The 21,638-nt window shown below is 56.3% G+C and carries 21 protein-coding genes; 9 read left to right on the top strand and 12 right to left on the bottom strand.

Annotation, left to right across the window (positions count from 1 at the left end; genetic code table 11):
• Nucleotides 1-25: 25 nt before the first annotated feature.
• The 5 genes from GQF00_RS11480 (at nt 26) to GQF00_RS11500 (ending at nt 5,092) form a co-directional block, all read left to right on the top strand.
• A complete protein-coding gene (locus tag GQF00_RS11480; protein ID WP_161319311.1) occupies nt 26-1,810 on the top strand; it encodes an ATP-dependent endonuclease in 1,785 nt (594 codons plus the stop codon).
• The gene (locus GQF00_RS11485; RefSeq protein ID WP_161319312.1) at nt 1,811-3,238 is read left to right on the top strand and encodes a UvrD-helicase domain-containing protein; all 1,428 of its coding nucleotides are present in this window, start codon (nt 1,811-1,813) and stop codon (nt 3,236-3,238) included.
• A 163-nt stretch (nt 3,239-3,401) separates the two neighbouring features.
• Nucleotides 3,402-3,767, top strand: coding sequence for a hypothetical protein (locus GQF00_RS11490; RefSeq protein ID WP_161319313.1), 366 nt, complete (start codon nt 3,402-3,404; stop codon nt 3,765-3,767).
• Nucleotides 3,768-3,855: 88 nt separating this feature from the next.
• Complete coding sequence (locus tag GQF00_RS11495; protein ID WP_161319314.1) at nt 3,856-4,227, top strand: hypothetical protein; 372 nt, start codon at nt 3,856-3,858, stop codon at nt 4,225-4,227.
• Between the two features lie 286 nt (nt 4,228-4,513).
• Nucleotides 4,514-5,092 carry an NAD(P)H-dependent oxidoreductase gene (locus GQF00_RS11500; protein ID WP_161319315.1) on the top strand — a complete coding sequence of 193 codons (579 nt, stop codon included), beginning with the start codon at nt 4,514-4,516 and terminating at the stop codon, nt 5,090-5,092.
• A gap of 61 nt (nt 5,093-5,153) precedes the next feature.
• Here GQF00_RS11500 and GQF00_RS11505 read toward each other — a convergent pair whose 3' ends face one another.
• The 6 genes from GQF00_RS11505 to yidD form a co-directional block, all read right to left on the bottom strand.
• Nucleotides 5,154-5,675: an outer membrane beta-barrel protein gene (locus GQF00_RS11505; protein ID WP_237440497.1), complete on the bottom strand. Its 522-nt coding sequence runs from the start codon at nt 5,673-5,675 to the stop codon at nt 5,154-5,156.
• A gap of 50 nt (nt 5,676-5,725) precedes the next feature.
• Nucleotides 5,726-6,460 carry a metal ABC transporter permease gene (locus GQF00_RS11510; RefSeq protein WP_161319316.1) on the bottom strand — a complete coding sequence of 245 codons (735 nt, stop codon included), beginning with the start codon at nt 6,458-6,460 and terminating at the stop codon, nt 5,726-5,728.
• On the bottom strand, nt 6,457-7,392 hold the full coding sequence (locus tag GQF00_RS11515; RefSeq protein WP_161319317.1) for a metal ABC transporter solute-binding protein, Zn/Mn family: 936 nt from the start codon (nt 7,390-7,392) through the stop codon (nt 6,457-6,459). The genes GQF00_RS11510 and GQF00_RS11515 overlap by 4 nt, the downstream gene beginning before the upstream one ends.
• Nucleotides 7,393-7,402: 10 nt before the next feature.
• Entirely contained in the window at nt 7,403-8,719 is a 1,317-nt protein-coding gene (locus tag GQF00_RS11520) for a porin (RefSeq protein ID WP_161319318.1), read from the bottom strand.
• A 107-nt stretch (nt 8,720-8,826) separates the two neighbouring features.
• A complete protein-coding gene (locus GQF00_RS11525) occupies nt 8,827-9,120 on the bottom strand; it encodes a hypothetical protein (RefSeq protein ID WP_161319319.1) in 294 nt (97 codons plus the stop codon).
• A complete protein-coding gene (yidD, locus tag GQF00_RS16705; protein WP_161319320.1) occupies nt 9,117-9,362 on the bottom strand; it encodes a membrane protein insertion efficiency factor YidD in 246 nt (81 codons plus the stop codon). Before yidD ends, GQF00_RS11525 begins: the two co-directional genes overlap by 4 nt.
• A gap of 301 nt (nt 9,363-9,663) precedes the next feature.
• On the opposite strand from yidD, the gene GQF00_RS11535 reads away from it, so the two are divergent.
• On the top strand, nt 9,664-10,338 hold the full coding sequence (locus GQF00_RS11535) for an START domain-containing protein (RefSeq protein ID WP_237440498.1): 675 nt from the start codon (nt 9,664-9,666) through the stop codon (nt 10,336-10,338).
• A 329-nt stretch (nt 10,339-10,667) separates the two neighbouring features.
• Here GQF00_RS11535 and cysS read toward each other — a convergent pair whose 3' ends face one another.
• The 3 genes from cysS to thrS all read right to left on the bottom strand — a co-directional run bounded on the left by cysS (nt 10,668) and on the right by thrS (nt 14,498).
• Nucleotides 10,668-12,050, bottom strand: a complete 1,383-nt coding sequence (cysS, locus tag GQF00_RS11540; protein WP_161319321.1) for a cysteine--tRNA ligase — start codon at nt 12,048-12,050, stop codon at nt 10,668-10,670.
• Nucleotides 12,047-12,475: a phosphoribosyl-AMP cyclohydrolase gene (hisI, locus tag GQF00_RS11545; RefSeq protein ID WP_161319322.1), complete on the bottom strand. Its 429-nt coding sequence runs from the start codon at nt 12,473-12,475 to the stop codon at nt 12,047-12,049. The genes cysS and hisI overlap by 4 nt, the downstream gene beginning before the upstream one ends.
• Before the next feature lie 106 nt (nt 12,476-12,581).
• The gene (gene thrS / locus GQF00_RS11550; protein WP_161319323.1) at nt 12,582-14,498 is read right to left on the bottom strand and encodes a threonine--tRNA ligase; all 1,917 of its coding nucleotides are present in this window, start codon (nt 14,496-14,498) and stop codon (nt 12,582-12,584) included.
• Between the two features lie 204 nt (nt 14,499-14,702).
• Here thrS and GQF00_RS11555 point away from each other — a divergent pair, with 204 nt between their 5' ends.
• Entirely contained in the window at nt 14,703-16,271 is a 1,569-nt protein-coding gene (locus GQF00_RS11555; protein WP_161319324.1) for an HD domain-containing phosphohydrolase, read from the top strand.
• A 295-nt stretch (nt 16,272-16,566) separates the two neighbouring features.
• Nucleotides 16,567-17,421, top strand: coding sequence for a M23 family metallopeptidase (locus GQF00_RS11560; RefSeq protein ID WP_370519490.1), 855 nt, complete (start codon nt 16,567-16,569; stop codon nt 17,419-17,421).
• Nucleotides 17,422-17,533: 112 nt separating this feature from the next.
• Here GQF00_RS11560 and GQF00_RS11565 read toward each other — a convergent pair whose 3' ends face one another.
• Both GQF00_RS11565 and GQF00_RS11570 read right to left on the bottom strand, forming a co-directional pair.
• Nucleotides 17,534-18,763: a diguanylate cyclase gene (locus GQF00_RS11565; protein ID WP_161319325.1), complete on the bottom strand. Its 1,230-nt coding sequence runs from the start codon at nt 18,761-18,763 to the stop codon at nt 17,534-17,536.
• Nucleotides 18,764-18,846: 83 nt separating this feature from the next.
• On the bottom strand, nt 18,847-19,119 hold the full coding sequence (locus GQF00_RS11570; RefSeq protein WP_161319326.1) for an Arc family DNA-binding protein: 273 nt from the start codon (nt 19,117-19,119) through the stop codon (nt 18,847-18,849).
• 301 nt (nt 19,120-19,420) lie between these two features.
• Here GQF00_RS11570 and GQF00_RS11575 point away from each other — a divergent pair, with 301 nt between their 5' ends.
• Nucleotides 19,421-20,368 carry a LysR family transcriptional regulator gene (locus tag GQF00_RS11575; protein WP_161319327.1) on the top strand — a complete coding sequence of 316 codons (948 nt, stop codon included), beginning with the start codon at nt 19,421-19,423 and terminating at the stop codon, nt 20,366-20,368.
• Between the two features lie 305 nt (nt 20,369-20,673).
• Here GQF00_RS11575 and GQF00_RS11580 read toward each other — a convergent pair whose 3' ends face one another.
• Complete coding sequence (locus GQF00_RS11580; RefSeq protein WP_161319328.1) at nt 20,674-21,582, bottom strand: 6-carboxytetrahydropterin synthase; 909 nt, start codon at nt 21,580-21,582, stop codon at nt 20,674-20,676.
• Nucleotides 21,583-21,638: the final 56 nt, after the last annotated feature.

The raw sequence follows: 21,638 nt of genomic DNA on the forward strand, positions 1-21,638 counted from the left end.
CAGTAATAATCTAAAGAGGTGGACGATGCTAATTAGGCACGTCGAGATAAGAAACTTCCGTGGTTTAAGAGAGCTTTTTTGGTTTCCAAAGCCAGGAGTGAATTGTTTAATTGGTCCTGGTGACTCAGGAAAATCCACTATCCTCGACGCCATAGATTTAGCTGTTGGGGCTAGGCGTCAGTATGTTTTTTCTGATTCTGATTTCCATCTGCATGACATTTCGCAAGATATTGATATCAGAGTTACCATCGGTCAGTTGAACAACGATTTGATGAATATCGATAGGTATGGCCACTATCACCGAGGTTTTAACTCCGCTAATTTAACTATTGCAGATGAACCAATAGCTGGCACTGAAGTTGTTTTGACATTGCGTTTACAGGTCAAAGATGATCTAGAGCCAATTTGGGGGCTTTATTCTGAGCGAGCGGAAGTCGCTGGTGAAGAGAGAAACTTAGCGTGGGCTCATCGGCAAAACGTTTCTCCAATTAGATTAGGAGCATATTCAGCCCATCATATGGCTTGGGGGCAAAACTCTGTTCTCAATAAAATGTCAGTAGATAAAGCACGTGCTGCTAGTGCGTTAGCAGCTGCTGCCCGGCAAGCCAGAAATACTTTTTCCGAAGTTGGCTGCGAAGGAGTTGATGATGTTCTTGGGAGGGTTACTGCTGTTGCTCAGAATTTAGGTGTGCCAGCACAAGATACACAAGCTTTGTTGGATGTTCGTGGTGTCTCGTTCTCGGGAGGGGCTATCGCACTTCATGATAACAGGAGCGTACCACTAAAAAATCTTGGGACGGGGTCATCTCGACTTCTGGTAACAGGACTACAAAATCATGTTGGATCATCATCGGTAACTATCATTGATGAGGTTGAGCATGGTCTAGAGCCCTATCGCATTTTAAGACTTCTCGATGAGTTAGGAGCCAAATCTGACAGAGTAGACACACAGGTCTTCATAACAACTCATTCACCAATTGTTTTACGAGAGCTAAATGCTGGTCAGCTTTCTATTGTTAGGAATGGAACAATACCTACTCCGCCACAGCAAGAGAGGGCAGAAGGTGGAGTCGAACAACAAAATATCATTCTTAACACCGTTACCCCTCTCAGCGGCACTGAAGAAGAGCAAAAGCTATTGCGTACTAATGCAGAGGCGTTCCTGGCTCCCAGTATTATTGTTTGTGAAGGCAAAACTGAAATTGGTTTAATGCGTGGACTCGATTTTAATTACACTTCAAGAGGATGTCGTAGTTTAATAGCGCATGGCTGTTACTGGGCTGATGGAAATGGAGATCCTTCTCTATTTGTCAGGGCAAGAATATTCGCCCAATTAGGCTATCGAGTAGCAATACTCATGGATTCTGATGTTGCAACTCCTCCAGCAATCTTAACTGAAATGGCGACTAGGAATGTATCGATTCACAGATGGCCAAATGATCACTCGACCGAAAGCGTAATATTTATGTCGGCCCCAGAGGAATGTATTCAACAACTATTGTCCATAGCATGCGAATGGAAGTCTGATGATGCAGTTGATGATCGACTTAAGAAGGCTTCTAATGATGCGTGCACATTAGCTTTGTGCAGAGATCAGTTTCAAGATTATATGCGACCTTTTTTAGCTCAAGCAGCTGGAAAAGGGAGTTGGTATAAAGATATAGAACCCGCAGAAAGGGTAATGCGCGAAGTTATCGCGCCAAACTGGGCGCGTTGTCAAGGAATGTTAACACAGCCTCTTTGGAGCTTAATTCAATGGATACAACAGGCTCCTACAGCGCAGCCCGAGCAGCAGGCGCAGGCCCAATAGATGTCAGATGCAAGGACAGTTCTAGCTTCACATAGGGGCTTAGTTGAGGCACCTGCAGGATGCGGCAAGACGCAGTTAATAGTAGAGGTTTTGGATCAAGCCTCGGAGCTACAAACATTAGTCCTGACCCACACGTCGGCAGGTGTGGCAGCACTTCGCAATAGACTGTTGGCGCGAGGTGTACCAAAAAACAGATACAAAGTAGCAACTATTGATAGCTGGGTAATACATACTATTGGATGTTATCCCCAATGTGCTGAATATGTTTTAGACCCCAATCATATTGATTATCTCCTCACTCGGCAGGCCGCTATTAGACTCTGTAATAATGAAACCGTCGGTTCAATTATAAAAGCTAACTATGGCCGGTTACTGGTTGATGAATATCAAGATTGCTCTATTAGCCAGCACGCATTAATTTCTGCCCTCTCCAATATATTGCCAACAGTCGTTTTTGGAGATCCTTTACAGGCTATTTTTGGATTTGGGGGGGACGCATTGCCTCACTGGGGTAATGAAGTTTTAGCTTTCTACCCACATCTTGGAACTATGGGTACCCCTTGGCGATGGAATAATTCGGGTGCAGGTGAGTTGGGAGCTTGGCTACTCCAGGTACGTCAATCGCTTATCGCAGGACAGTCCATTGACTTGCGAACGTGCCCAAACTTTATAGAGTGGTTACCAATTCCAGCCAATCCAGCTGAATTTATACAAGCCCAGATAAATATCCAGATTTCTATCAGTAATCAATTTCCTGGGGATAATATTCTAATCATAGGAGACTCTATAAATCCTGATACCCGCCATTCGTACGCAAGTAGGGCACGGGGAGTTCAAGTTGTTGAAACTGTTGATCTTAGAGATACGTTAGATCACGTAAGAAATATAAATAACAAGATTGGCGCGCCGCTTCTTGAAGCAATCTTAGGCTTTCTTCGAAATGTAATGGTTAATGTTGATGGTAATCGGATGCTTACACGTATCCAATCAATAATGAACGGTCGCAATCGAACCCCGCCTACACCCCAAGAAAATGCGGCTGTGGGTTTATGTCAGAACGGTGGGTATTCCGAAGCACTGATGTTTATTGAATCTATGAGCCAGGATACGAATCGTCGTGTATATCGAGGAACACCTTTTCGTTTACTTGTTGAAGCATTAAAAAGAGTCTCTTCTGATCCTAGTATGGATTTGGTTGATGTTTTTATCAGTATGCGAGAACAGCGAAGACATGCTGGCCGAATGGTGAAAGGGAAGTCAGTAGGTTCAACTTTACTTCTAAAAGGTCTAGAGGCAGACCATGTAATAATCCTCGATGCGGATCATCCTGACCCACGGAGAAAAATGGATGCAAAACACTTATACGTTGCTTTGACGCGAGGAGCGAAGAGTGTAAAGATTTTTTCACGTAGTCCAATTTTGCCATGAGTAGATAGTCTACATTGCTGTGGCTGAACGACCGCTTTTGGCCGAATTTGGCCGTGGCGAAGTTGAATCAGGTAACGTATAACAAGCGCAAGCAGTCGGATAAATTACTCGCTGCGCTCCCAATTTCCCGCTGCTGCAAGCGTTAGTGTAAAAGGGGATGGTGATGCAGTATTGGCCTTACATTATTGTGATGCCCACGTTTTTTGGAGTTATCACTGGGGTAGTATTTGCGGTTGCGTCGAGGAAAAAGGTCAAATCAGTAGCTGAGCTATTGATTGCTGGGGTTTTTCTTGCAATCTTTTTCTCTATTCTTGCTGGTAGTGTTCCTGGGCCTTGGCAGGCGGCCAATGTGTATCTTTTGGAAAGTCCGGGATCCGGATCTGCCTCAGAGAAAATAGTTGAAGACTTTGTGGTGGAAGAGATAAAGCTAATGCGATACCAAGTTGATTTTACTGTGGTGAGTATGGTTCCTTGTTTGTATATGGTTCGGCGGTTTATCGGTTCGCCAAATGAAGGAACTAACAAGTAGCTGCACAGGAAAATGTAACTCCCCCGCCTTAGTAGACACCTTCTTCTAACCAGAGGGGCTGGCGCACCGCTGGTTCGCTGAACGTGGTATGCAAGAGGAAATCAGTATTGTGATGGCTAACATACTTAAATTATTTCTGGCAGCTATATGTCTTGGTATGTTTTTCTATACCGGCTCGATTTTTGGTTTTTCTCTTGGTCATTTTTTGCTGCCTGTTATTTCTACGTTAATAGTTGTCTCCATCTTCTATAAGCCACTATCTCTTCCTATAAAAAATCTGTGCAAAGGCGTTGGCATTCTGTCATCACTTGCTTTTATTCTGCTTATGCTTGCTGCCACAATGGGTGGTTCATTTCATCTTTCCCCATCTAACCAAATAATTGCTTTTTTATTAGTGGGCATGGCGCTATTTGGTCTAACATCATTCTTTTGGTCAGAAAAAAAGAATGTCGGCAGATAACAAGGCCCAGCAATTCGCAGCCTATGGCTGCCGGACTCGCTGCGCTTCCCGTTGTAGGCGGCGTGATCCCTTCTCTTTCGGCGCGATCGCCTCTCTATTCTGATTGGGCCAATAGGTCTGGTCGTGGCTGGATTCAAGTTTCTTTCCTGCATGTGTGCCTTGTAACGGCGATCAGGCTCCCCATCTTTAACTGGCCTTGTTGTGTTTCCACAAGGCGCAAACCGTCGGGATGCTGTTGTGTTGTGGCATGACGATACCGTTCTGAAGTTGCTTGGGAATCTATGGTATGGGGAAGCGTGTTGCAGTCATTCTGGGGAGTCCGGATTCCGGGAGTTTCTGTCGGGCATTGGCGGATGAGTATGTGAGCGCTGCTGAAAAGGCGGGTCATGAAATTCGTTATTTCCGTCTGGGAGAGATCGATTTCGATCCGGTGTTGCGTCATGGCTATAACCAGCGCCAGTCACTGGAGCCCGGATTACAGGAGGTTCAGGATGCAATTACCTGGGCGGAGCATCTGGTATTGGTGTATCCGGTTTGGTGGGGCTCCATGCCGGCGATCATGAAAGGCATGTTTGATCGTATCTTCCTGCCGGGTTATGCATTCAAATACCGGAAGAACTCACAGCTCTGGGACAAGCTTCTGAAGGGCCGTTCTGCTCATGTGATCATGACCATGGATACCCCACCCTGGTATTTCAGGCTGGTTTATCGCAATCCGGCCAATCACCAGATCCGTAAAACGATTCTGGAGTTTACGGGTTTCAAGCCGGTCAATATCACAACTCTGGGGCCGGTACGATATGCCTCTGAGGCACGGCGAAAGAGTTGGCTTGAGCGGGTGACAGGGTTTGCCGGTCGTCTTTGAGTGAGAGCCGCACATAAAAAAACCGCACAGGGTGCGGTTTTTTTATGCTTGAGATATGGGATCAGAAGCGGCCGTTCAGACCCAACGCCAGGTTGGTGACTTCATCGCCGCTGCGGTCTACCACGCGCATGTATTCCAGGCTGACGAACATGTTGTTAGTCACGGTAACGTCGACGCCCAGACCCAAGGACAGATCCTTGAAATTTTCGCCGTCGCTGCTGCCGTTATCGAATTCCACGGTGGTTTCCATGTAGCTGACACCGATGAGGCCGTAGGGGCGAACCGGCAAGGTGTTGGGGAACTGGCCGCGGAAGAAGGCGCCGTAGTAGCGGTCGATTTCCAGGTCGGCATTGCGAGTCAGTTCATCGTCGCCCATGCCCAGACCGAGGCGGAGTTCGCCACCCAGGGTTTCATCCTTGTTGATCCAGCTGCCGAACTTGAATTGCAGGGCGCTGGGTTTGGCGGAGGCGGTGGTGTTGTCCGGTTCGATCTTGCTGCTGACGTAGTCCAAGCCGGCAAAGCCGCCAGCATTGGCCAGCAGGGGCAGACTGCCAAGGGCAGCGATGAGCATTTTTTTCATCATTATCGGAGTGGTCCTTTCGCAAAGTGACATTGCCATGGATTGTAGCCAATTCACCGCCGGGCTGCGATGGTCCGTGTCACAGCGGCGAGGATGGCTGCCGCCGCCAGAGTGGTAACCACGGCCGGGCCGCTGGGCCAGTCCAGCCAGAGGCTGGCGGCCAGGCCTGCCATATAGCCGATAATGCCTACGGCGGCGGCGATCAATATGGGACGTTGGCTGTGGTAGGCCGCCAGGGCAGGGAAGATCAGTGAAGCAAATACCAGGTACACGCCCACTGCCTGCACTGAGGCGGTAATGGCGATGGCAAAGGGCAGGTAGAAGGCCATTAGCGGATGGCGGAACAGGGCCATGGCTGCGAGGGCGGCAATGGCACTGGCGGCCAGGCCAAGCAGTTGAGGGGTGTCTGCCCAGAGGATCTGTCCGGCGAGGCTGGCGCTGAGGTGTTCGCCGCCGTGGGGATCGTTGGCGAGCATGAGTACGCTGGCGCTGGCCAGCACCACGAAGGTGGCACCAATCAGGGCTTCCTGTACCCGGTGGCCGAGTTTTTCCAGCTGGTGCAGCAGCAGGGCAAAGCCGAGCGCGGTGGCGATGGCGGCCAGTTGTAGCAGCCAGTCGCTTTCCACGTGGGCGAAGTGGCGCACGGCGAGCAGACCAGTGGCGGCGGCTTGCGCCACCGCCAGGTCGATGAAGATGATGCCCCGCGCCAGTACCTGCCTGCCCAACGGGATATGGCTGGCGAGTACCAGCATGCCGGCGATGAACGCCGGCAGCAGGATATCAATCATGGGTTGTCCCCCTGGCACACCTGGTGGGCGTTGACGAGACGCTGGATCAGGGTGTCATAGAGGCTGGCCAGGGTGTCTGTGCCCTCCTCGCCGGGTGATAGCGGCAGCTCCACGGCGCAGGCCGGGGTGCGGCTTGCCAGCCAGTTGGCGGCATCGTCGCCGTTAATGGGTCGGTAGAGGATCAGCTTCACCTGCTGCTGTTCGGTCTTGCTGACCAGTTTGGCCAGATGCCCCGGAGTCGGTGGCAGGCCGGGCTTGGGTTCCAGCTCGTCCACGCGTTGCATGCCCAGCCAGTCCAGCAGGTAGATCCAGGAACGGTGATGGGTGATTACCTTGAGACCTTTGAGGCTGGCGGCCTGTTGTTCCCAGTCAGCAATCTTCGGTTCGAAGACAGCCTGCCAGGCTTCTTGTTGCTGCTTGTACTGATCCGCGTTGCCTGGGTCCAGCGTGGCAAAGCGGTCGGCCAGTTGCTGGCTGAGGCTGACTATCCGGCGCGGATCCAGATGCACATGAGGATTGCCCATGGCATGGACGTCGCCGTCGGCCCGGTCCAGGGTGGTGGGAATTTCCAGCCGGTCTACCCGTTCGGCGGCCAGGAACAGGCCAGGGGCCTGGCGCACATCCGGGTTGCCTCCGCGGTTGAGCAGTACCGGCAACCAGCCGGCTTCCAGCCCGGCGCCGTTGCACAGTACCAGATCTGCTCTGCGGACCTGGGCAAGCAGGCTGGGACGAGCCTGGATGTGGTGGGCATCCTGGCCCGGTGCGCTGGCGGTTTTCACGGTGACGAGGTCACCGCCGATTTCCGTGGCCAGCTGGCCCCATTCCGGTTCACAGGCGAGGACTCGCAAGTCCGCTCGGGCGCTGAATGACGCCGCGCAAAGCGCGGCGATCAGCAGACGGGGGAGCATTGCTGAGAGTGTCTGCACTTTCATGTTAACTCCCTCAGAATGAGTGGGCGCCGTGGGCACCCAGGCTCAGGTTGTACTGCAGAAAGACCTGGTTGTACTCCTCGCTGCCATCATGGCCTTGCACGTCGTTGCGGTTGAATTGCAGGCGCAGCTTGGAGAACTCGGTGGCGTACCAGGTCAGCGCGGCGCTGTGCTGGCGGGACAGGCGGACTTCCTCGGTTTCGTCGCCCTCACTGAATTCACCACCGATACCACTGGCCGCCGTACGCAGGCCGATCTGCCAGCGTGGGGCGAAGCCGTAGTTCGCTTCCACGTAGGCGGCACCCTGTTCGCTGGTCACCGGCAGGCCCAGTTCGGCAGGGTCGCTGTGGAAAACGGCTTTCTGGTCGGAGTCGGCATAGAAGTATTCGCCGGCGATGCTCCAGCCGCCCTTGCCGTACTGGCCAGTGGGGAAGTGCTTGTAGACCGCTTGGGCGCCGTACACATCGGTATCGCCTTCGGTGACGAACAGTTCGCCGCCGCCTTCCTCATGGAAGGACTGGCTGTCCTGGTGACGGGCCGCAGACAGGCCCAACTGGATGGCGCGGTGGGCGCCCAGGTCCGGGGCGTAGCGCAGGGTAAAGACGCCCAGTTGCGGGCCATCCTGCTCGGCCAGGTTCAGGTCCTCTTCGGTGACGGTGGTGCCCAGCTCGTCACTGATATCTTCGGCAATGTGCTCGGCGTCGATGATGCTGCCGGCACGTTCAAGGTTGTCCCCCTGGGTAATTTCCAGACCCAGTTGCAGGTAGCTGTCGGTCGGGGCCAGCCAGGTGAGCTGGATGCCGTCACCGCTGACGCCGTGATCGCCGAACAGGCTCAGATACGCCAGGTTCTGGTCGGCGAAGTTCCAGCTATGGGGATGTTTCTCATTGTGGTAGCCGATGGCGCTGAGGAAACGGCCGGCTTTCACCTGCAGCCCGGCAGGCAGGGACTGGCTGCGGATCCAGGCTTCTTCCAGTTCGAAGTCGCCCTCGCTGCTGATGGCTGCGGACAGCCAGGCATCGAAGTAGCTGTCCACGCTGCCACTCATGGTCAGCTCGGTCTCGTTGAGGTTGAAGCCGCGCTTCAGGTCGCCGTGTTCATGATCGTGGTGGCCGCCGTGGCTGTGGAAGGCGCTGTCTGCATCTTCCAGCAGGGCAGCCCCTTCGCCGTCCACATTGTCGGTGTAGTACATGCCATCAAAGATCACGGAGAAGGCCGGGTTAAAGGCGGCCAGCGGATTATTGGCGGTACTGTTGCTGGTGTTCGCCTCGGCGGCAACCACGGAAGAAGAAGCGGCCAGCAGCGCACCGGCGAGAGAAAACTTTTTCATGTTAGATCCTGAATAATCGTTATTTGTCTGCGACGGGCATGGGAAACAGGCACGCAAAAAAAGAGGCGCACTCACCATGACCGTTGGTTATCAAAAAATGGGGGTATTCAGGCGTGGAAAGGGGGCGCCCGTGCCTGCGCCGGCAGGGCAAAAAACGGGGGCAGGAAGGGGTGCGGCTGTGCCTGACCGAGCACCGGGGTGCTGACCGGCAAGGCGGGAACGCCATCGCTGGGCAGGGCAACAAAACCGCCGTGGCCACACAGGTCGCAGTCGGCCACCAGCAGTGCCTGCTCGTGGGGGCTGCTGGTCGGGTCGATGTGACTGGGGGCGTGCCAGGCAATGAACAGCTGGGCACACAGCAGCGACAGCACCAGGGTCAACGACAGGCGAGAGCGGCTCATTGGCTGGCCTCCGCGCTGTCGTGGGGCTCGGTGCCGGGCACATAGTCAAAGCCGCCGGGATTCCCGGGGTGGCATTTACAGATGCGTTTGGCTGCCAGGGTGCTACCGCGCAGGGCGCCATGCACTTCTATCGCCTGCTTCGCGTAATGCGAGCAGCTCGGGTAGAAGCGGCATTGGTTGCCTGTCCAGGGGCTCAGCACTTTCTGGTAGAGCCAGATGATGCCAAGCAGGAGCGGTTTCACGTGGGAAGCCCTGCGTATGATTGATTCAACAGGGGATGATACGTGGATTTTGGCGCTGCTGGCTACCCTGGGTCGATCGGGTGGCGCCGTAGGAGCCTGCCTGCAGGCGATGGCGCCTGGCCGCAAGCGACAAGCTTCAAGTTGCAACGCGAGAGAGGTTTTCGTGAGCTGCGAGACCGTGTTCGCGAACGCAAACAAGCGCGGAGCGCGGGGCCGTTTGGGTCAATCCGTTGCGAGGCCTTGAGTCCGGGGAGCGTGGGTGCATACTGCGACCACCTTGTACCCCGTTGGAGTGTTGATCATGAAAGCGCTGATTTTGGCCCTGATGATGGTGGCCTGCCCGGTTTGGGCTCTGGATGACGCAGGCAATTGGGAAACCACCCGTGAAGGGGCTGGCCGGGGAGAAGTGAGCACTTACGCCATGGCGGTGGAAGGCAGCCCGGTGAAGGCCTTCAAGGGTGTGGTGGAGCTGCAGGCGTCCATGACCTCGGTGCTGGCGGTGATTACCGCCGTGGATACCTTCCCGGAGTGGATCTTCCAGAATCAGAGTGCCGAGCGCCTCACCAGCGATCACCAGGAGCGGATTCTGATGGCGTTCAATGGCATCTGGCCGGTGTCGGACCGGGATGTGGTGCTGGCCAATACGCTGAGCCAGGATGCCGACACCCGGGTGATTACCCTGCACAGCGTCAATGCCGTCGGCTTTGCTGACAAGCGTGATGGCTTTGTGCGTATCCCGGCGCTGGATAACCGGTTCACCCTTGCCCCGCTGGATGATGGCTGGGTGCGGGTGAAGTTCGAGACCTTTGTGGATCCGGGCGGCAGCGTACCGGTCTGGCTGGCCAACCTGGTCGCTACCAAGGCACCGCTGGTGACCCTGGAGGGGATCAGGGAGCAGCTGCAAAAGCCAAGGTTTGCCAATGCAACGCGGGACGACCTGCCGGCGTTGCCGGGGATGGACGCGCTGGAGTTGTGAAGAGCAGCCGGGAGCTTCTAGCGACAAGCTGCGAGGAAAAGCGACAAGCTTCAAGCCTCAAGCTACAACGCGGGTTGGGCTTGGAGTGAGCGGAGAGCCACGATGCCGCGCCCATATACTGGTTGCGCTCTGTTTGCCGTAGGAGCTTGCCTGCAAGCGATCCGAGCCCAGGCGAGGTAAGGATTCCAGAAGCGAGTTTCGAAAATCAAAAACAACAACCAGGCACGAGGTTTTAGGTTTTGCCTTTCGAAACTCGCTTCTCGCAACTCGTTTTTCTCGTAGCTCGTAGCTCGTAGCTCGTAGCTCGAGGCTAGAAGCTCGTCGCTGCTTCACCGACTCCAGCGGGTGCCTTCGCGAGTATCCTCAAGCTGGATGCCCGCGTCGGTGAGTTGCTGACGGATTGCATCGGCACGGGCGAAGTTTTTGTTTTTCTTGGCCTGGGTACGTTCGGCCACCAGAGCGTCAATCTCGTCATTGCTGAGGCCGTCTTCGCTTACATTCTTGTTCTGGAACCAGGCGGTGGGTTCTTCGGTGAGCAGGCCGAGGAGGTCGGCGGCGGCCAGCAGTTCGGCTTTCAGTTTTGGCTTGTCGGCCAGCTCGGCCTTGTTCAGCTCACCGGCGATGGCGTGCAGGGCACTGACCGCTTCCGACGTATTCAGATCATCTTTCAGGGCTTCCAGTACCGGGTGGTTATCGGGCAACTGGTAGCCGGCTTCCGGCACTACGGTTTCCCCACGACCCAGCAGGGCGTAGTAGAGGGTATCCAGGCCTTTCTCGGCATTCTCCAGCACGTCGGCGGAGAAGTTCAGCGGTGAACGGTAGTGGCTGGAGACCAGTGCGAAGCGCAGGATTTCGCCGTGGTACTGGGTGAGCAGGTCGCGCACCAGACGGAAGTTGCCCAGGGACTTGGACATTTTCTCGCCGTCGATGTTGATGTAACCGTTGTGCATCCAGTAACGCACGTAGTCGGTGCCGTGGGCGCAGCAGCCCTGGGCAATCTCGTTCTCGTGGTGCGGGAAGATCAGGTCCTGGCCGCCACCGTGGATATCGATCACATCACCCAGGTGCTTGTGGATCATGGCGGAGCACTCGATGTGCCAGCCGGGTCGGCCGCGGCCCCAGGGAGAGTCCCAACCGGGTTGCTCATCCGTGGACGGCTTCCAGAGGATGAAATCCCCGGGATGGCGCTTGTAGTCGGCCACTTCCACCCGTGCGCCGGCGAGCATGTCTTCCAGCTTGCGACCGGAGAGCTTGCCGTAGTCGGGCATGGATTCCACCGCAAACAGCACTTGGCCGTCGGCCTCGTAGGCGTGGCCTTTTTCCACCAGGGTGGAAATCATCTCGATCATCTCGGGGATGTGATCGGTGGCCTTGGGAATGATGTTCGGGGTCTTGGCGTTCAGGGCCGCCATGTCGTCCAGGAAGGCGGCGCTGAAACGTTCGGTGAGCGCACTGATATCTTCGCCGTTTTCCGCCGCCGCATTGATGATCTTGTCATCGATGTCGGTGATGTTGCGGGCGTAGGCCACTTCCGGGTAAAGCCGTTGCAGCAGGCGATACAGCACATCAAACACCACCACCGGGCGGGCGTTGCCGATGTGGACGAAGTTATAGACCGTGGGCCCGCACACGTAGAGGGTGATGCGGTTGGGATCCAGCGGAATGAAGTCGTCCTTTTGCCCGGTGAGGGTGTTGTGCAGTTTCAGAGTCATGACTTATAGAGTTCTTTGGGGTCGATGATCGGCGTCTTGTCGATGGTGACGCTGTCGGCGTCGGCTTTCCAGTAGAAGCAGTCGCGGCGGCCGGTGTGACAGGCGGGGCCGGTCTGGTCCACTTGCAGCAGCAGGGTGTCGGCGTCGCAGTCGATGCGCAGTGTTTTCAGCAGCTGGACCTGACCGGAGGATTCCCCCTTGCGCCACAGTGTGCCGCGGGAGCGGGAGTAGTAGCACACGCGTCCGGTCTGCAGGGTTTCCTCGATGGCGTCGCGGCTCATCCAGGCCATCATCAGGACTTCGCCCGTGTCGTGCTGCTGGGCGATGGCCGGCACCAGGCCCTCGGCGTTGTACTTGAGGTTATCCAGCGCGTCCTTGAGGGAGAGCTGGAAGCCTTCGGGTTGGTGTTCGTTGTCTTTGAACATGGTTGATCCAGTCTGTGGTCGGACGTCTGACGTCGGACGCTTTAAACATGAAAACCCGCCCAGGCGGGTTTTCGCGTCAGACGTCAGACTTCCGACGTCCGACCGTTTAGATCGGCAGGCGTGCGGCGGCGGCCAGGGCTGCCACGGCCTCGTCCAGACTGACGTTTTCGGTAGCCTGGGAGCCGAGGGTACGGATCGCCACTTCGCGGTTTTCCGCTTCCTGGGCACCAATCACCCAGATGCGCGGGGTCTTGGTTTTGGAGTGCTCACGCACCTTGAAGCCGATCTTCTCGTTGCGGATGTCCAGTTCGGCAGGTACGCCGGCGGCAACCAGCTTCTGCTGCACTTCCCGGGCGTAATCATCCGCTGCGTTGGTAACGGTACAGATGGCTACCGGCACCGGTGCCAGCCACAGGGGCAGATGCCCGGCGGTGGACTCGATCAGGATGCCCAGGAAGCGCTCCAGGGAGCCCAGCACCGCGCGGTGCAGCATGACAGGACGCTGGCGGGAGCCGTCTTCCGCCACGTATTCGGCATCCAGACGATCAGGCAGTACGAAGTCCACCTGCAGGGTGCCACACTGCCAGTCACGGCCAATGGCGTCACGCAATACGAATTCCAGCTTCGGGCCATAGAAGGCGCCTTCGCCCGGATTCAGTTCGCATTCCAGCCCCAGGGATTCCACCGCGGAGCGCAGGGCGCCTTCGGCCTTGTCCCAGGTTTCGTCGGAGCCGGCACGGTTGTCCGGGCGGTCGGAGAACTTGATGCGGAAGCTGTCGAAGCCGAAGTCTTCATAGACTTCACGCAGCATCTTGATGAAACCGGCGGTTTCTTCATTGATCTGCTCTTCGGTACAGAAGATGTGCGCATCGTCCTGGCTAAAGGACCGGGCACGCATCAGGCCGTGCAGGGCGCCGTGGGCTTCGTTGCGGAACAGGGTAGTGAACTCGCCGAGGCGGATGGGCAGATCCCGGTAGCTGGTGATGCCCTGCTTGAAGATCTGCACGTGGCCCGGGCAATTCATGGGCTTCACGGCCATTTCTTTGTGGTCGTGGGTGCAGACGGTGAACATGTCTTCGCCGTATTTGTCCCAGTGGCCGGACTGCTCCCAGAGGATGCGGTCCATCATCTGTGGTGTGGACACTTCCTGGTAGCCGCCTTTTTCCATCTTGCCGCGGATATAGTTTTCCAGGTTCTTGCGCATGCGCCAGCCTTTCGGGTGCCAGAACATGCTGCCCACCGCTTCCTGCTGGATATGGAACAAGCCCATTTCCCTGGCCAGTTTGCGGTGGTCACGTTTCTCCGCTTCCTCAAGTTGCTTGAGGTAGGCGTTGAGTTCTTTCTTGTCGCGCCAGGCGGTGCCGTAGATGCGCTGCAGCTGGGCCTTGGTGGCATCGCCACGCCAGTAGGCGCCGGCCACCTTGGTCAGCTTGAAGCCATCGCCCAGCTTGCTGGTGCTGGGCAGGTGCGGGCCACGGCACAGGTCGATGAAATCGCCCTGGCGGTAGAGGCTCACTGCCTGATCCGCAGGCAGGTCACGGATGATTTCTGCTTTGAATTCTTCGCCTTTTTCCAGGAAGAAGGCCACGGCTTCATCGCGGTCCCAGACTTCACGGCGGATTTCTTCATTGCGGCGCACAATCTCCTGCATGCGCTTTTCAATGGTTTTCAGATCATCCGGAGTGAACGGAGTGTCCCGGTGGAAGTCGTAGTAGAAGCCGTTGGCGATGGTCGGGCCAATGGTCACCTGGGTATCCGGGAACAGTTCCTGAACGGCTTCGGCCATGACATGGGCAGCGTCGTGACGGATCAGCTCCAGGGCTTCGTCGGTGTCACGGGTGATGATTTCCACCGTGGCGCCATCGTCGATGGGCAGATAGACGTCGATCAGGGTGCCGTTGGCCTTGGCGGCCAGGGCCTGTTTGGCGAGTTTTTTGTTGATTCGACCGGCGATATCCAGTGCGGAGGCCGGTTGATCAAACTCCATGGTTGCCCCATCGGGCAGTTGGTAGCTCACGCTCATGGGTGAAAGGGATCCAGGTGATTGGCTCAGAACCGGAGGATGGTAGGGGCTGTTGGGGTTTCATTCAAGGTATTGCCCCCTTTGGGGCCGCTTCAGCCACGGATTATCGGATGTATGGCTACATGTATACTCAAGAGGTTTCCCGCGGAATCCTCCCAGCCTATCCTTGTCTGAGAAGGACATCACAATTGGAGCCGGACGCTCATGACAACACCTGAACCCGATACAGACGTACGTGATGGCCGGGACGTGCTGCCGCGATTGTTACGGGTTGCCCAGCATCTCAGTGAACAGAAGGACGTGCCGCGGCTGATGGACGCGCTGCTGCGTGAAGCCCGTTTTCTGTGCAAGGCCGATACCGGTTGGGTCTGGCTGTACCGTGATGGAAGCCAGAGTGAAGGCCTGTTTTGTCTGGCCTCGCCAGCCGCTGGCGGCGCGCTTCGGGAAGATCCTTCGCTGTATCGCCCGCTCAATGGTGACGGGCTGGTGGAGGCCTGTTTTGCGGACGGTGAGCCACTGACTGTGGTGCTGGCGGATGATCAGCCGTTGCCGGAGAAGGACCGGGCCGTACTGGCAGCGCTGGCGCTGGATTGTCAGGCGGTCCAGCTGTGGCCACTGTACAACCACGAGGGGCGTGTCACCGGCGTCATGCAGCTGGCCTATCAGCGAGAAGTGCCCCGCCATCTGCAGCGCCTGCAGAATGGTCACCTGATCTTCCAGTCCCTGCTCACCTATGGTGGCACTGCGCTGAGCAACCTGACTCAGGTGCAGGACCTCAAGGCTCTGCTGGATGCCTTTATCAAGGTGCTGGCACAGGCCATTGATGCCAAGAGCCCACATACCAGTGCGCACTGTCAGCGGGTGCCGGTGATCACCGAAATGCTTGCCCAGGCGGCCTGCGAGGATCAGGACCATTTTGCCGACTTCAGTCTGGACGAGGATGGCTGGTATGAGCTCCATGTGGCGGCATGGCTGCACGACTGCGGCAAGCTTGCCACCCCGGATTCGGTACTCGACAAGTCCACCAAATTGCATACATTGCATGACCGAATCGATGAGGTGGCCAGCCGCTTTGCCGCCCTGCGCGCCGAAATCTGTTTTCGCTATGAGAGGGATTGCCTGCAAACGCCCCAGCTGGAGCCCTCATTGCGCGAGCGCATGGAGCAGGAGATTAGTGCGCTGACGGGCGATCTGACGTTTCTGGAGCGTATCAACCGCGGTGGCGAAGCCATGGCTGCGGAAGATCAGCAGCGGGTGAGGGATATTGCCCACCGACGCTGGACGGATGCCTGGGGTCAGAGCAAGCCGCTGCTGAATGAGGATGAAGTGAAAAACCTGTGTATTCCACGGGGTACCCTGACGCCGGAAGAACGTCAGATTATCAACGGGCATATGGATGTGACCCTGGACATGTTGGGGTCGTTGCCGTTCCCTCCCCAGTTGCGACAGGTGCCAGAGTATGCCGGTGGGCACCATGAGAAAATGGATGGCACGGGGTTTCCGTTAGGACTGACCCGGGAGCAGATGTCGATTCCGGCACGGATCATGGCCATTGCCGATGTTTTTGAGGCGCTCACCGCCAAGGAACGCCCTTACAAGACGCCGCTGAAACTCAGTGAAGCGCTGGCGATCATGCAGCGCATGCGCGACAACGACCATCTGGACCCGGATTTGTATCGGCTGTTTATTCGCTCAAGGGTATGGCGTGATTACGGCAAGAAGCATCTGGATCCGGTGCAGCTGGATGTGGATGATGCATCGGCGTTTGAGTGACGAGCTACGCTCGATTGGCCAGGAAAACCTGGAAGAGTGCCCGGCTTTTTCCGCATTTCTGCGAAGCTGCTGTGGGAGCTTGCCTGCAAGCGATCCGAGCCCAGGCAGGGCAAGGATTCCGGAACCGTTCGTTGAGCAAAACTCTCATGCCTCATGGTCATTCCCTTCGAGGGGCCGAGGGGCTCTCGGCCGTGGGTAATGCTGCCGGAACGGGCTTGTCCGTTCACTCAGGCTGGATTTTTTATCTCGTTTTATTGTCGAAATCGTTAATGGTGGATTTGGTGGAGAACGGCTTGTGCTGATTTCCACTCTTCATGTGGTGCAGGAGAAGGCATTGAAGTCTGTTGCGGTGATATTGGGGTTGATGCTTGCCAGTTCGGCCATGGCCAGTGACTGGCTGCTCTCTCTCGACGGTGAGCGTACCCAGGGCTCCCTGTTGCGGGGGCAGGTTGTGCCGGGCGTGAGCGTGTCGCTTAATGGCAATCGGGTGCGAACCACCGGCGACGGTTTTTTTGCCGTGGGCTTTGGCCGTGACGCTGCTCTGGAACAGACCCTGGAATTGAAAAAAGGTGGCGACACCGAGAGTGTGCCGGTGACGTTGGCGAAGCGGGAATACGCAATCCAGCGGGTGGAAGGGGTGCCGCAGCGTACCGTGGAACCACCGCCGGAGGCTGTTCTCAAGCGAATCCAGGCTGAGGTGGCTGCGATCAAGAAAGCCCGTGCCAGTGATACTGATCTGGAAGCATTCCTGAGTGATTTCCAGTGGCCGCTGACTGGCCGCATCAGTGGTGTCTATGGCAGTCAGCGGGTCTACAACGGCAAGCCTGGCCGCCCTCATTATGGTGTGGATGTGGCCCGACCGGTGGGAACGCTTGTGGTGGCGCCGGCGGATGCGGTGGTTAGTCTGGTGCAGGACGACAATTACTATTCCGGCGGCACCCTGATCATGGACCATGGCTACGGCGTGTCATCCACCATGATTCATCTCAGCGAGGTGCTGGTGGAACCCGGTCAGGCGGTGAAACAGGGGGAGCCGGTGGCGAAGGTCGGTGCGGGAGGTCGTGCCACTGGCCCGCATCTCGACTGGCGATTGAACTGGTTTGAGGAAAGGCTGGACCCGGTCACCATCGTGCCGCCGATGGTGCAATGAGTCGCCCTGTTCTGGTGGCAAAGGCGCGGTAGGAGGCTGCCCGCAGGCGAATCAGGCCTGGACAGGGAATGCGTGTCGATCAGCGAGTTGCGTGAAACGTGGGGCCATGGTTTCAGGTCAGCATCTCTACCATGCCCTGGCTGCTCATCATTGCCACCCGGTTTCTGCCGGCCCCCTTGGCCTGGTAGAGCGCTTCGTCGGCCTGTTTGAGCAGGACGCCCCCGTCTTCTGCGCCACCGTCAGAACAGGCAACGCCAATGCTGATCGTCACTACCTGATTTACCCGGGAGCCGCTGTGAGGGATGCCCAGCTGTTCGACGCGGTTACGCATGCGTTCTGCAAACACCAGGGCATCATTAAAGCTCGAATCAGTCAGTACGATAACGAATTCCTCGCCACCATAACGGGCCGCAAAGTCCTTTTCTGCCTGCACCATGGAAAGCGGTACGGCGGAGACTTTCTTGAGGCATTCATCGCCGGCCGGGTGGCCGTAGGTGTCGTTGTATTGCTTGAAGAAGTCGATATCAAACAGCAGAAGGTTGATGCGTTCTGGTGCATCCGGACTCTGTTGTTTGAGCAGGTGGTATAGATGATTCAGCCGCGCTTCCATGCCACGCCGGTTGATGCAGCCGGTCATGCCATCCACGGTCGCCTGGCTTTCCAGAACCTGATTGGCGCTGTGCAATTCGTCGCGATGCTGATAGAGCACATGCTCTGAGAGGAAGTGTTTGCGTAGCAGCTTTTCGTAAACGTACTGGCCGAACAAACTCATGCTGATAAAAGCCAGGCTGAGCAGTGCCAGCGACAGGTGTTCGTAGGGGGCATATTCCTTCGCGAAAAACAGGCCGCCAATCATTGCGATGGTCATCAACACGGCACTAAAGGCGCTACGGTGCAGCGGCAGTCGGAATAGCGTGCTGATCATCACCACGGACAGTGGCGTTTGCAGGAAGAAAACATAAGAAAGGGGGTGGTCAATCACGACCCCCATATAGACGCCGGACAGTGAAATGGTAAAGGACAGCACCAGTAAGCAGGGTTGCAACCACTCCCGCCAGCGTGGCTGGTGACAGAGCACAATGCAGCCGCCAGTGACCATGAGCGTGAACAATCGCGGCCGCCAGGTCTGCATCAGGATGTCGGAACCCACTGTTGATTCCACCAGCAAGGCACACACCAGCAATAGCGCGATTAGCATCAGGGCGCCGGACGCGGCGCCCGCTGCACTGTTACGGGAGTAAAAGAGAAAGTCCTGCTCCAGCGGCGCGGGCAGGCGAAGATGCCAGGGCAGGCTGATGTCATTGCCTGTTGGAAGAGGATTGTGTGTCTGGTTAGCAGTCACGCCGGTTGTGGCTCCCTGGGTTCTTGATAGGGCCGGAATTCCTTACTGATTCTCCGGCCTCTGAACGTCCATTGTAAGGGAGACTAGTCCAGCAGGGCCAACAGTGCCTGTTGTTTGGCCGGTGAGAGGCGACGAAAGCGCTCCAGAAGACAGGCTTCTTCATTGCCTTGCGGAACGGCGGTCCCCCCGATTGGCAAGGCTTCGGGCCAATTGCCCAGGCTATGTTGCAGCCTGGCGATGATTTCTGCATTCATGCTGCGGTGGCTAAACCGCGCCGCTTTTGAGACTTCTGCACGCATTCCGCAAGGAAAACGCACCACGAACTTCTCGGCTCGCGTGGTGGCGTTGCTGTCCATAATTACCTCTGACTCACTTCCTGCAAACTGAACCCTGATGGCGTTTGCGGCTCGCCCTGGTTCGACAACTTGGCTGGAAGGTTAGTGAACAGGGGATAACATACGCACTTTTGCAGTGTGAGGCGATACTGGCAGGTTGCTATTAATGCCGATTTAGCGACGCTGTTAACATTGTTTTGGCTAACTAATGTCATTGGCGCGCTTTTGTCCACGGAGAGTGTGATCGCTGACACATTAGGTGTGGACCCGGCGCAGTGATAGGATTGATCAAATTGATGGTAACTCTTCGGCTATTCAATCCATGAATGTTGCGTCTGCTGATCTGAACTTGCTCAAGTATCTGGATGTGCTGTTGCGCGAGCAGAATGTCACCCGTGCTGCTGAGCAGCTGGGAATTACCCAGCCTGCCATGAGTAATTCCCTCAAGCGGTTGCGGGAATTGTTTGGTGACCCCCTGCTGATTCGTACCAGTGACGGTATGACAGCCACTGAGCGTGCCCAGGAACTGCGGCCACTGGTGCGTCAAATTCTTTCCCAGACTGAGCAGTTATTTACCCCGGAAGACGGGTTTCGTCCGGAAGAAAGCCGTCGGGTTTTCCGGATCATGACCAGCGATTATGCAGAAGGCACCCTGGTGCCGCATATTGTTCGTCGCCTGCGGGCTGAGGCGCCTAATGTGGTGCTGGACTTCCTGACGCCCTCAGATGTCAGTTATCAGGACATGGAACAGGGGCGGGTGGATATGGCGGTGAATCGCTTTAATGAGATCCCCGGCTCATTTCACCAGGTCAGTCTGTGGAAGGATTCTTTTTCCTGTCTGCTAAACCGCGACAATCCAATTGCCAAGGACTTTGACCTGGACAGTTACCTGTCAGCCCAGCATATCTGGGTGTCAAAGACCGGTTTTGGCGTGGGCTTCGGCATGAATCCGGAAAAACTGGGTGGGTTAGGCTGGATTGATCATGCCCTGGAGCAGCTGGGCAAGAGCCGCAAGATCAGCATCTTTACCCGCCACTATCAAATGCCGGCGCTGCTGGCCATGAATAACGATCTGGTAGCCACGCTTCCCTCCCGGGTGGCCCGCATGCAGGCGCAGAATCCGCAACTGCTGATCAAGCAGCCGCCGTTTGATATTCCCGAGTTCGAACTGAACATGGCATGGTCATCGTTGCTGCACCATAACGTGGCGCATCGCTGGTTACGCAGGCTGATTCAGGAAGAGGCGGAACGGATTTTGGAAGAGGAGTAACAGCTACGAGCTACGAGCTACGCTTGATTGGAACAAGAAAGTCCAAAAAGTTCCCAAGGCTGGTGGGCTTTAGCTACCCGATTCGCCTAGGCAAGCTGGGCGATCCGAGCCCAGGCGAGGTAAGGATTCCAGAAACGCGTTTAGAATACGGGAACCTGAACTCGGCATAGCGGAACCGTACGCAGCCTGAAGCTGATCGGAAGGCCGGACGCACAAACGGCATTCCGCATTGTCTTTTTCGCTACCAGACCCGATGTTCTCCGGTCTTCCTTTTCAACTTTAAACGTTGATCTTTCAACTCGCCTTTAAATCACCGCCGCGCCGCTGAGCCAGCCGGAATGGGTTTTTCCAGGCAGGTTTTCACCGGCTTCGGCAATGGCGCCCTTGCCCACGCCTTCAAAGGCGCGGACACGGAAATGTTTGCCCGGGGCTTCCTGAGCCAGTTGTTCGGCGATGTGGGCGGCGAGCTGTTCAACGGTGGAATCAGTGTCAATCAGGTAGCAATGGTCTTCCGGAATCACCAGTTCGAAGTGCCCTTGCGGGGCATCGTAGCGGAAGCGGTGGTGCGGGATCTCGTCAATGAAGTAGGTGCCTTCCAGATCCTCCCGGGTGCCCAGGTAGATGTCTTCCCAGCGATCGGCCCAGAGTTTTTCCCAGTAACGGCTACGACGCCCATTCTCGAAGATGTGAATATTCGAGCGATGACCATGGGCAATGCGCTGGCAGTTACCGTCGTGTTTTTTCAGGCCGTGGGAATAGTGGTAATAGGGGGCTGTGCCGGTGTCTTCCTCGCGCAGCACAATGCGCACCTCGTGCACGTTCTCGGGAACAACGCTCTGAACCAGCTCCATCAGGTGCAGGGTCAGGCTGGCTTTCGAGACTTCTGTGCCCTGCATGATCAGCAGGCTTTCGCTGGGGACCACCATGCGGATGGTGCCGCCACGGTATTGCCACTCCAGGCTGGTGTCATTGTCACGCTGCACGACAGTAGCCTGATCACAGTCCACGGGAACCAGCAGCCGATGGTCAACGCTCTCGTCGACGGCTTGCTTGATACGCTTCTTGATGTGGCCGAAGTCGAACACCATGCCCTGGTGATCCAGATCCCCGCTCAGCTCAAGGTCTACCAGCCAGGATTCACCGACCATACCGCGCTTGGGGTGCAGGTAGGAAAAGTCGGCGACGGTCAAATTTTCAACAAAGAGTGTGGCCATGCTGTTCCGGTTGATCAAAAGTGGGTTCAGAGAGCACTATAATGCCACCATTCTGG

Origin of the sequence: Alcanivorax sp. DP30 (assembly GCF_009882945.1) — a bacterium.
Classification (GTDB): Bacteria; Pseudomonadota; Gammaproteobacteria; order Pseudomonadales; family Alcanivoracaceae; genus Alcanivorax.